At 34.9% G+C, this 10,161-nt stretch carries 10 protein-coding genes; all 10 read left to right on the top strand.

Features of this window, described 5'->3' with window-relative positions:
• The first annotated feature begins 153 nt into the window (after positions 1-153).
• The 10 genes from Q0410_RS06295 (at position 154) to murJ (ending at position 9,879) form a co-directional block, all read left to right on the top strand.
• Positions 154-1,113, top strand: coding sequence for a substrate-binding domain-containing protein (locus tag Q0410_RS06295; RefSeq protein ID WP_299034429.1), 960 nt, complete (start codon positions 154-156; stop codon positions 1,111-1,113).
• A 1-nt stretch (position 1,114) separates the two neighbouring features.
• Complete coding sequence (gene pstC / locus Q0410_RS06300; RefSeq protein WP_299034431.1) at positions 1,115-1,978, top strand: phosphate ABC transporter permease subunit PstC; 864 nt, start codon at positions 1,115-1,117, stop codon at positions 1,976-1,978.
• Positions 1,979-1,986: 8 nt separating this feature from the next.
• Positions 1,987-2,802 carry a phosphate ABC transporter permease PstA gene (gene pstA / locus Q0410_RS06305; RefSeq protein WP_299034433.1) on the top strand — a complete coding sequence of 272 codons (816 nt, stop codon included), beginning with the start codon at positions 1,987-1,989 and terminating at the stop codon, positions 2,800-2,802.
• An 8-nt stretch (positions 2,803-2,810) separates the two neighbouring features.
• Positions 2,811-3,674, top strand: coding sequence for a phosphate ABC transporter ATP-binding protein PstB (gene pstB / locus Q0410_RS06310; RefSeq protein WP_299034435.1), 864 nt, complete (start codon positions 2,811-2,813; stop codon positions 3,672-3,674).
• Positions 3,674-4,291 carry a PhoU domain-containing protein gene (locus Q0410_RS06315; RefSeq protein ID WP_299034438.1) on the top strand — a complete coding sequence of 206 codons (618 nt, stop codon included), beginning with the start codon at positions 3,674-3,676 and terminating at the stop codon, positions 4,289-4,291. Before pstB ends, Q0410_RS06315 begins: the two co-directional genes overlap by 1 nt.
• Entirely contained in the window at positions 4,291-4,950 is a 660-nt protein-coding gene (locus Q0410_RS06320) for a response regulator transcription factor (RefSeq protein ID WP_299034441.1), read from the top strand. The genes Q0410_RS06315 and Q0410_RS06320 overlap by 1 nt, the downstream gene beginning before the upstream one ends.
• A complete protein-coding gene (locus Q0410_RS06325; RefSeq protein WP_299034444.1) occupies positions 4,947-6,260 on the top strand; it encodes a cell wall metabolism sensor histidine kinase WalK in 1,314 nt (437 codons plus the stop codon). Before Q0410_RS06320 ends, Q0410_RS06325 begins: the two co-directional genes overlap by 4 nt.
• A 64-nt stretch (positions 6,261-6,324) precedes the next feature.
• Positions 6,325-6,633, top strand: coding sequence for a hypothetical protein (locus tag Q0410_RS06330; RefSeq protein ID WP_299034447.1), 309 nt, complete (start codon positions 6,325-6,327; stop codon positions 6,631-6,633).
• A gap of 27 nt (positions 6,634-6,660) precedes the next feature.
• On the top strand, positions 6,661-8,187 hold the full coding sequence (locus Q0410_RS06335) for a 4Fe-4S dicluster domain-containing protein (RefSeq protein ID WP_299034450.1): 1,527 nt from the start codon (positions 6,661-6,663) through the stop codon (positions 8,185-8,187).
• Positions 8,188-8,313: 126 nt separating this feature from the next.
• Positions 8,314-9,879, top strand: coding sequence for a murein biosynthesis integral membrane protein MurJ (gene murJ / locus Q0410_RS06340; RefSeq protein WP_299034453.1), 1,566 nt, complete (start codon positions 8,314-8,316; stop codon positions 9,877-9,879).
• Positions 9,880-10,161: the final 282 nt, after the last annotated feature.

Here is a 10,161-nt window from a genome sequence, read left to right on the forward strand (position 1 = left end):
GCCGAACGGCACGTACGGTGGTGTGAGAGGGCTATTTATTTAGCCCTACTCGATTTTGGTATTTTATTTTACAAAGTTTTTACAAATCCTTAAAACCCACCGAATATTCTCCTAGTATCATAGTCTTAAAGTTAAAAACTTAAGGAGATTAATATGAAAATTACAAATAAGAAAATTTTAGCAGCCACTCTTTCCCTAGGACTAGTACTAGCAGGATGCGGAAATGGAAATGAAGAAAAGGTAGAAGAAAAACCAGCTCAAACTGAAACAACAGAAACAGCTGAAGCTCCAGCAGAAGAAAAAGAAGAAACAAGTGATACTGCAAATGCAGAGGATTATGACTTCTCAGTTGTATCTCGCGAAGATGGTTCAGGTACAAGAGGCGCCTTCATAGAACTTGTCGGTCTTGAAGAAGAAGTTGATGGTGCCAAGGAAGACATGACAACCCCAGATGCTATCGTACAGAACTCAACCAACGGTGTTATGCAAACAGTTAGCCAAGACGCTAACGCTATCGGATATATTTCCCTTGGTTCTTTAAATGACACTGTAAAGGCAGTTAAAATCGAAGGAGTAGAAGCAACTGAAGAAAATATAGTAAATGGTTCATACAAAATCTCTAGACCATTTAACCTAGGATTTAAAGAAGCAGAACTAAATGATCTTGCAAAAGACTTCTTAAAATTCTGTATATCAGAAGAAGCTCAAAAACTTAGCCTAGATGAAGGTTATGTTCCACTTCAAGAGACTGAAAAATATGAGGCGGCAGGATTATCAGGCAAGCTTACAGTAGCAGGGTCTACATCTGTAACTCCACTTATGGAAAAAATGGCAGAAAAATACCAAGAACTTAACCCAGACACCAAAATTGAAATCCAATCTACTGGATCATCTGCAGGTATAGAAGCAGTAATCGACGGAGCAGCTGATATTGCAATGGCAAGTCGTGAATTAAAAGATGAAGAAAAAGAAACTCTAGCTGTAGAAGTAATCGCAACAGACGGTATAGCTGTAGTAGTTAATAAAGATAGTAAGGTAGAAGATTTAAGTCTTGAAGAATTAAAACAAATCTTCAAAGGTGAGCTTACAAATACAAGTGAACTAGGAAAATAATATGAATAAGACAAGAGAAAAAATTGGAGAGATAATTTTCCTCTTGTCTGCAGTATTGTCCGTATTTCTGATACTTCTTATCATTTTCTTCATATTTTCTGAAGGAATTAAGTTTGTAAATGAGTACGGACTTTTAAGATTCATAACCGGCAAGGTTTGGAAACCAACTGCAGGCAATCCAAGATTTGGAATCTTTCCGATGATTATAGGAACAATTATTGTAACAGGTTTATCAACTTTAATAGCCCTACCCTTTGGCCTAGCTATTTCAATTTTTATGGCCTATTATGCGAAAAAAACTTATGAACCTCTAAAGGCTCTAATGAATCTCATGGCTGCGATTCCTTCAGTAGTGTATGGTTTCTTTGCTATGATGGTTTTAGTACCTTTAGTAAAAGACTTATTTGATGTAAAAAGTGGTATGAATATGCTAACAGCATCTATTCTTCTTGCTGTAATGATACTACCAACTATGGTAAATATTTCTGAAAACTCACTGAGACAAGTGCCAAAAACTTTTATGACAGGTTCTCTTGCCCTTGGCGCAACAAAAGAAGAAACAATTTATAAGGTAATGCTACCTTATGCAAAATCTGGTATTTTTTCATCAATTATCCTTGCCATAGGTAGGGCGATTGGTGAAACCATGGCGGTTTACCTTGTAATAGGCAACCAACCAATGATGCCTTCATCAATCTTTAAGGGTGTAAGAACACTTACAACTAATATCGTCCTAGAGATGGGATATGCTGCTGGTATGCATAGGCAAGCTCTAATTGCAACAGGTATGGTTTTATTTATATTTATCCTAATAATAAATATCATTTTTAATATTATAAGAAATAAAACCGAAGAAAGATTATAGGAGATTTTATGAGCAAATTTTTCAAAGGAACAATAATGCTCCTAGTGACATTAGGCTATGCTATGTCTGGGATTATTATTGCCTATATTTTGATAAAAGGTATACCAAACATTACTCCAGGTCTATTCAAACTTCAATATACTACAGAAAATGTTTCTTTAATGCCTGCCTTAATAACAACTCTAATGACAATAGTTTTAACCTTGATAATTGCTCTTCCGATAGGAATTTTTACAGCAATTTACCTATCAAACTATGCAAAAAATAAGTTTCTAATCAAAGCTGTTAGGTTTTCAACTGAAATACTTTCGTCAATTCCATCTATAGTTTATGGCCTATTTGGTTACTTGTTTTTTGTATCGAGTGCTGGACGTGGTCTAGGTATGCAGTATTCACTTCTTGCAGGATGTCTTACTGTAGCAATCATGATTTTACCTACCATAATTAGAACAACTGAGGAGGCGATTTTGACTGTAAATCCCCTTCAGGCACACGCCTCCCTAGCTCTTGGAGCTAGCAAGATCCAAACTATTTTTAAAGTTGTATTACCAGATGCCATGGATGGTATACTTGGCGGAATATTTTTATCAACAGGTAGGATTGTAGGAGAATCAGCTGCCCTAATATTTACCATGGGTAGTGTACCTGATATACCAAAAGGCTTGTTTAAATCAGCAAGGACCATGGCAGTTCACATGTATGTCCTATCAAGTGAAGGATTTCATGTCAAAGAAGCCTACGCCACAGCAGTACTTCTTTTAGTCTTTGTGGTCCTAATTAACTTTGTATCTACAAGGATTAGTAAAAAAATAACAAAAGCTTAGGAGAAATAATGGAAAAAACAAAAGAAAAAGGCCCCCTAGAAGATAATATGTTTAAAAAGGCTCAAGAAATAAATAAGAAAAATAAATCAATAATTAAAAAAAGAGATGTAGGAGATAAGGGTACAGCCATTTTGGTTAAGGACCTAGACCTTTGGTATGATAACTTCAAGGCCCTAAAAAAAGTAAATATGGATATCAAAAAGGGTAAGGTTACAGCCTTCATAGGTCCATCAGGGTGCGGAAAGTCAACCACTCTTAAGTGTTTTAATAGGATGAATGACCTTGTTGATTCATGTAAGATAGAAGGTTTAATAGAAATAGAAGGAAAGGATATTTACAAAAAAGATGTAGATGTCGTAAGTCTTCGTAGAAATGTTGGCATGGTTTTCCAATCGCCTAACCCCTTTTCTAAATCAGTCTATGATAATATAACCTATGGTCCCAAAATATCAGGCATCAAGGATAAGGATACCCTAGATGAAATAGTAGAAAATTCTTTAAAATCTGCTGCAATTTGGGATGAGGTCAAGGATAAACTTGATCAAAATGCCCTATCTTTTTCCGGTGGTCAACAACAGAGGATTTGTATAGCAAGAACCCTATCAGTAAACCCAGAAATTGTTTTGATGGATGAGCCTACAAGTGCTCTTGACCCTATATCAACATCTGCTATAGAAGATTTGATGGACGAGTTAAAGGAAAAGTATACCATAGTAATAGTAACTCACAACATGCAACAAGCAGCAAGAATTTCAGATGAAACAGCCTTTTTCCTTACAGGTGAGGTTATAGAGATGAATGAAACCAAAAAGATTTTTGAAGATCCATCTGATAAAAGGACAGAAGATTATATCACAGGAAGGTTTGGATAATGAGAACTAGGTTTAACAGTGATTTGGGATCAATTAAGGAAATGAGCAAGGAAGTAAGCCAACTTATTCTTATTTCCTATGATAGGATTGACCTCTACCTTGAGAATAATAATGATGAGAATTTGGACCATGTCATAGAACTTTACGATGATATTAGAAGAGGGGCAGCTGGCATAGAGAGATTTTGTTTTGAGCTTCTTGCCCTCCAACAACCAGTAGCAAGAGATTTAAGACTTTTGCAAATGGAAATAAAACTTGCCTCTACATTTAAAAGAATTGCAAGCCATCTAAATTCTGTGGCAGAAATTCTTAAAGTCTACGAGGTAAGCGAGAAAGAAATTTATTTCTTAAAAAAATTTATAGAAAATGAAAGCAAGATGATAAAAGACGGGATAGAGGCCTTTATAAAAAATGATAAGGACCTAGCCCTTGATACAATTGAAAAAGACGAGATAAATAACAAGGTATTTGTAGATGCCATAACTTTTGTGGCAGATGAAAACAAAAATGACAGGATAGATGCAGTGGAATTATCTAATAAGATTCTTCTATTTAAATACTTTGAAAGGCTTGGCGATAGATTTGCCAGGGTGGCAGACTTAGCAACGAGGTTATAATGATATATGTAGTTGAAGATGATGGTGCAATTAGAAATTTGGTAAGCTATGCCCTTACAGAAAAAGGTTATGAAGTTAAGGCCTTTGAGGACGGCCTATCTATAGTAGAAGAAATTAGGGCTAATCCTTGTGAACTTTTACTTTTAGACCTTATGCTTCCAGGCAAGGACGGGGTTAGTATTCTAAAAGAAATAAGGGGGTTTTCTGACCTTCCTGTGATAATACTTACAGCCAAGACCGATGAGTTTGACAAGGTCTTAGGTCTTGAAAGTGGAGCTGATGATTATATAACCAAACCATTTTCAATTCTAGAGCTTTTGTCAAGGGTAAAGGCTATCTTGCGTCGTGTAAATAGGGCTAACCATGATCATTTGACTTATAAGGATATCAGTGTAAATACCAAAAAGAGAACTGTAAAAGTTGACGGGGAAAAAATAGATTTAACCTACAAAGAATTTGAGATGTTAAACCTATTTATGAATAATCTAGGAAATGTCATCACTAGAGATGACTTTCTTTTAAAGATCTGGGGCTATGGCTACCAGGGAGAGACAAGGACTGTTGACGTTCACATAGCAAGTCTAAGAAATAAACTAAAAAATTCTGGCAAGTATATTACTACTGTAAGAAATTTGGGTTATAAATTCGGAGAGATATGAAGAAATTAACAAAAAAATCATTAAGTATTACAACAACCATAGCGACCGCCTTTGCTGTGGTTGTTGGTTTTTATACAAAAGAATACGAGATAAGTTTCCTATTTCTGGGCCTGAGCTTAGGGTTACTTATCCTATCTCATTTATACATAGACAAAAGACTAGACATTTATGCAAGAAAAATATCAAAATTTGATAAATACTATGATTTTAATAAGGTCGGAGAAGATTTTGAAGATGTAGGCAAGGTTTATAGAAATCTTTTAAATAAAAATGTCAAGCTTGAAAAAAACATATCCATCCTCAAAAGACAGATGAGAGAACTTGAAAATATCACCTCCAATATGGAAGAGGGCTTTATAGTTTTTGATCCCAAGGGAGAGGTGGAACTTATCAATGACTCTGCGAAAAATTTCTTAAATAAGGACGAGACAGTAAGGATTGATAAGTTGATAGATAGTAGGGAATATAAACTTGCCCTAAAGGAAGCAAGGATCTTATCAAGGTCTAAGAGCCTATCTTTTGATGCAAATTCTTACCACCTTAAAATTTTTATTGACCCAATCTATGATGGGGGAAATATGGGTTTTGTAGTAATTATCATAGATAATTCAGAAACTAGGAAGGCAGAACTTATGAGAAGGGAATTTTCAGCCAATGTAACCCATGAGCTAAAAAGCCCCCTTACTTCAATAAATGGATATGCAGAGCTTATTTCTACAGGTATAGCCAAGGACGAAGATATTAAAAAATTTGCTCAAATAATCTTTGATGAAGGCAATAGATTACTTGAGATAATAGACGATATATTAAGACTTTCAAAATTAGATGAAAAAGGCTTAGACTTAGCCAAATCCTATGTAGATGTCAAAGAGGAAATGGATGCAATAATAGATAAATTTAGGCAAAAATCTAACAAAAGAAACATCCAAGTAACAAACAATCTTACAACCTATAGGGTTTATACAGTTAAGTCTTTATTTGTAGATCTTTTATCAAATATTTATGAAAATGCTATCAAATATAATAAGGAAGGAGGCTCTATCGAGATTTCTTCGATACTGATAGATAGGTCTATGAGGATTTTTATAAAAGATACTGGCATAGGCATAAAAAATTCTGATATAAAGAGAGTTTTCGAGAGATTTTATGTGGCTGATAAGTCAAGGGATAGGAAGGTAAAATCAACAGGCCTAGGCCTTTCTATTGCAAAACATATAGCAGATAGTCTAGATTTTAAACTAGATTTAGAAAGTAGGTTTGGAGAGGGTTCTACTTTTATAATAGAAATACCAATAAATGATAGAGGATAGTATGTATTGAAATATTTTGTTATATTTGATACAATTGATGTAAGAATATAAAAAGGAGACTGAGATGAAGGTAACTATATGTTCATGTGCAAGATGTACAGCCCACGGAAATGAGTATTTACATGATTCCGCAGAGCTAGTAAAAAGAGATACTGATATTGCTTATGAAGTTGAAAATTTAGGAAAAGCTCCTGAAATTGAAATTTTATATAAGAACATCATGGATGAAGTAGAAGGGTCAGACAGACAATCACCTATTGTAAAAATAGACGGTGAGTACATAACCAAGGCTAAACCTGAAGTCCTTATGGAAAAGATGCATGCCATTGTCAAAATTGACATAGAAAAATTAGAGTCTGCCCTAGAAAAATAGAAAATAAGTAGTTAATTGAGGTATTAAATGAAAGAATCTTACATAGATATATTAAATATTAGAAGGATGGCTTTTGAGGCAATTGCCAAAATTGCCTATGAAAATAGACCGCTAACCGATATTGGTCTTGAGGTTTATAACATTCTTCCTGGTGAAGAAGCTTCCTATAGGGAAAATATCTTTAGAGAAAGAGCGGTTATGGGCGAAAGACTTAGAATGTGTATAGGTCTAGATGCTAGAACTGCTGATAAGACAGAAGCTATCACTGAAGGACTTGCTGAAATGGACGTAGATAGAAGAATTTACCATCCACCATTAGTATCAGTTATTAAAATTGCTTGTGAAGCATGTCCAGAAAATAAAGTTACAGTTACAGACCAATGCCATGCTTGTATAGGACACCCATGTGTAAATGTCTGTCCTAAAAACGCTGTAGAATACACAGCCAAGGGAGCGATTATTGACCAAGATAAGTGTATCAAATGTGGTAAGTGTGTAGACGCATGCCCATACAATGCTATAAACCACCAAAAAAGACCTTGTGCAGAAAGCTGCGGGGTTAAGGCTATATCATCTGACCCACTAGGACGTGCTAAAATTGATGAAGATAAGTGTGTAGCTTGTGGTAAATGTATTATTTCTTGCCCATTTGGGGCTATCTCTGATAAGAGTGAAATCTACCAACTTATCAAATCTCTTCAATCTGACAGAAAAGTTTATGCTGTAGTTGCTCCATCCTTTGTTGGTCAATTTGGAGCCCATGTTAGTCCAAAACAAATAAAAGAAGCTATAAAACTTTTAGGTTTTGATGATGTTATAGAAGTTGGACTTGGCGCTGACCTTACAACTCTAAATGAAGCCCACGAATTTTTAGAGCTTGTACCAACAGGTGAGATTCCATTTATGGGTACTTCTTGCTGCTTCTCATGGAAGTCAATGGTTAGGAAAAACTTCCCAGAAATCAACGATAAGATTTCAGAATCATCTACACCTATGATTTACTCAGGCAAGCAAATGAAAAAACGTGATCCAAATTGTGAGGTAGTTTTCGTAGGTCCATGTATTTCTAAAAAACTTGAAGCTCTAGAACCAGAAGTAGCTGAAGTTATAGACTTTGTTATAACCTACGAAGAACTTTTAGGTATGCTTCTTGCTAAGGGTATAGAACCAGCTGAGATAGAAGTAGAAGAAGATATTATGGATGCTTCTAAAACAGGTAGGTACTACGCAGTAAGCGGTGGAGTTGCTCAAGCAGTTGAAAAGAGAATCCACGAAATAAATCCAGATGCCAAGGTTAATATAGAAAAAGCTGAAGGTCTAGCAGATTGTATGAAACTTGCTAGGATGGCTAAACTTGGAAAGATGGATGGTAAGCTAATAGAAGGTATGGCTTGTACAGGAGGATGTGTAGGTGGACCTGGTACAGTAGTGGATATTAGAAAATCAGGAAAAGCTGTTAAAGCCTTCTCTGAAGAATCAATCTTTAATTCTCCAGCAGATAATACCTTGATTCCAAAAGAAGATAAACCAGACGATTCAGTCTTACAAAAATAAATTTAAGGAACCTAGCTAGGCTGGGTTCTTTTTTATTTTTGAAAGCTATAAAGAATTTCCTTCATATTTGTAAATAGACCCATAATTAGATATAATAAAGGAAAGATTTTATAAGAGAGGAACAATATGGGGCAAACTACATTGATGCTCATGATTATAACCATCATCTCTAAAGTTTTTGGCTTTGTACGAGAAGCAGTGATGGCGTCATTTATCGGAGCAGGTGATTTAAAAAGTGTATATACAACAGCAAATACCCTTCCAGTGGTTGTATCAAACTTCGTGGCTATGGGTATTATTTCAGGTTTTATACCTATATATAACAAGGCAAAAAATGAAGAGGGAGAGGAAGCAGCCGAAGCTTTTACCTCAAATGTCTTCAATATCTTGATGAGATTTGGACTATTTGCGGTAATTTTTGGCCTGGTCTTTGCAAGGCCTTTTTCTAAAATTTTAAGTCCAGACCTTGAGGGCGAGTGGCTTGACCTTGCAACAAACTATACTAGGATAATGATGTTTGCAGTCTTTGCTTATCTGTATTCTGCAATTTTTAGGGGTTATTTAAACCTTAAGGGCAATTTCTTTGATCCTGCTATAACTGGGATCTTGATGAATATTGTAATAATTATCTTTACCGTTCTTACAGGTCTAACTGGAAATCCTTACTTACTAATAATAGGAGCTCTTTTAGGAAATGTCTTACAATATATTTTATTTCCTAAGGCAGCAAGACAAGCGGGCTATGAGCATAAAAAAATAGTAGACATCCATAACAAGTATGTTAGAAGTCTAATGATTGTGGCTATACCAATAATAATATCCTCAGCTGCAGGAGAGTTATCTATAATAGCTGATAACTCTATGGCATCATACTTTTTTGGTAAGGCTGCTATTTCAAAATTATTCTACTCAAAAACTATGCTTACCCTAATAACTGGGGTAATTACTGTATCTGTTACAACAGCTATCTTTCCTAAGATTGCCCACCTGGGCCAGGCTGGAAAAATCAGCCAGATGAAAACATCAATCTCATCAGCAGTTGTTACAACTATGACCCTAGTTATACCAGCTACTGTTGGTATGATGGTCCTAGCAGAACCTATTATTGAGCTTGTTTTTGAGAGAAAGGCCTTTACTAGTGATGATACAATTATTGTAGCAAGCCTACTTTCTGCCTACGCACCTTATATTATTTTCCAATCTCTAACAGATGTTGTGGATAGGGGATTTTATGCAGTTGGCGATAGTAAGACTCCTGTTATAATTGTTGTTATCCAACAAGCCTTAAATGTTATATTGAATTTTGTATTTATAAAATATTTTGATATCCAAGGTCTAGCCTATGCTACAGTTACATCAACTGCCATTGGCTCTATAATGATGATTTATAAGTTTAGGGATAATTTTGGAGCCTTTAATTTTAAAAAAACCCTAATTTCCCTAGGAAAGATCATCCTTGCAACTTCTCTTATGGCTTACCTAGCATATGTAAGCTACGGTGCGCTTGCAAGTAGGATTAGTCATATCCTAGCTCTTTTTCTAGCAATTATCTTTGCAGGCCTTGTTTACTTGCTAGTGATATTACTTGCGAGGATTCCTGAAGTGATGGACCTAGTTAACCAACTTTACCATAAGTTTTTTGGTAAAAAGCAAAATAAAAGAGTAGCAAAGAGAAAAAGAAAAAATAAATAAAAAGACCTAGCTTTAAACTAGGATTAAATAAAGGCTTGTAGCCTGCCTTAGGCAGGAAACGAGCCTTTTTCTATGCATATATAAAGTAATTTCTCAGACAAATTCGATAAAGATCTACAGATATTAAAATGTATCTATTCAAAAAATCTAGGCTAGAAAATTTTTAAAACATTGATAAATCTATAAGAGCCTATATAAAATATACTACAATTATACATAAAATCAAGCAAAAACGTATTAAAAACTGGACTTTTAAGAATAAATATAAAAATACTTGAATTT

Source organism: uncultured Anaerococcus sp., from assembly GCF_937934665.1.
Lineage (GTDB): Bacteria > Bacillota > Clostridia > Tissierellales > Peptoniphilaceae > Anaerococcus.

What these genes read in the sequence shown, in the direction of transcription:
- Q0410_RS06295 (WP_299034429.1), top strand. Translation starts at nt 154, where the DNA reads ATGAAAATTACAAATAAGAAAATTTTAGCAGCCACTCTTTCCCTAGGA.
- pstC (WP_299034431.1), top strand. Translation starts at nt 1,115, where the DNA reads ATGAATAAGACAAGAGAAAAAATTGGAGAGATAATTTTCCTCTTGTCT.
- pstA (WP_299034433.1), top strand. Translation starts at nt 1,987, where the DNA reads ATGAGCAAATTTTTCAAAGGAACAATAATGCTCCTAGTGACATTAGGC.
- pstB (WP_299034435.1), top strand. Translation starts at nt 2,811, where the DNA reads ATGGAAAAAACAAAAGAAAAAGGCCCCCTAGAAGATAATATGTTTAAA.
- Q0410_RS06315 (WP_299034438.1), top strand. Translation starts at nt 3,674, where the DNA reads ATGAGAACTAGGTTTAACAGTGATTTGGGATCAATTAAGGAAATGAGC.
- Q0410_RS06320 (WP_299034441.1), top strand. Translation starts at nt 4,291, where the DNA reads ATGATATATGTAGTTGAAGATGATGGTGCAATTAGAAATTTGGTAAGC.
- Q0410_RS06325 (WP_299034444.1), top strand. Translation starts at nt 4,947, where the DNA reads ATGAAGAAATTAACAAAAAAATCATTAAGTATTACAACAACCATAGCG.
- Q0410_RS06330 (WP_299034447.1), top strand. Translation starts at nt 6,325, where the DNA reads ATGAAGGTAACTATATGTTCATGTGCAAGATGTACAGCCCACGGAAAT.
- Q0410_RS06335 (WP_299034450.1), top strand. Translation starts at nt 6,661, where the DNA reads ATGAAAGAATCTTACATAGATATATTAAATATTAGAAGGATGGCTTTT.
- murJ (WP_299034453.1), top strand. Translation starts at nt 8,314, where the DNA reads ATGGGGCAAACTACATTGATGCTCATGATTATAACCATCATCTCTAAA.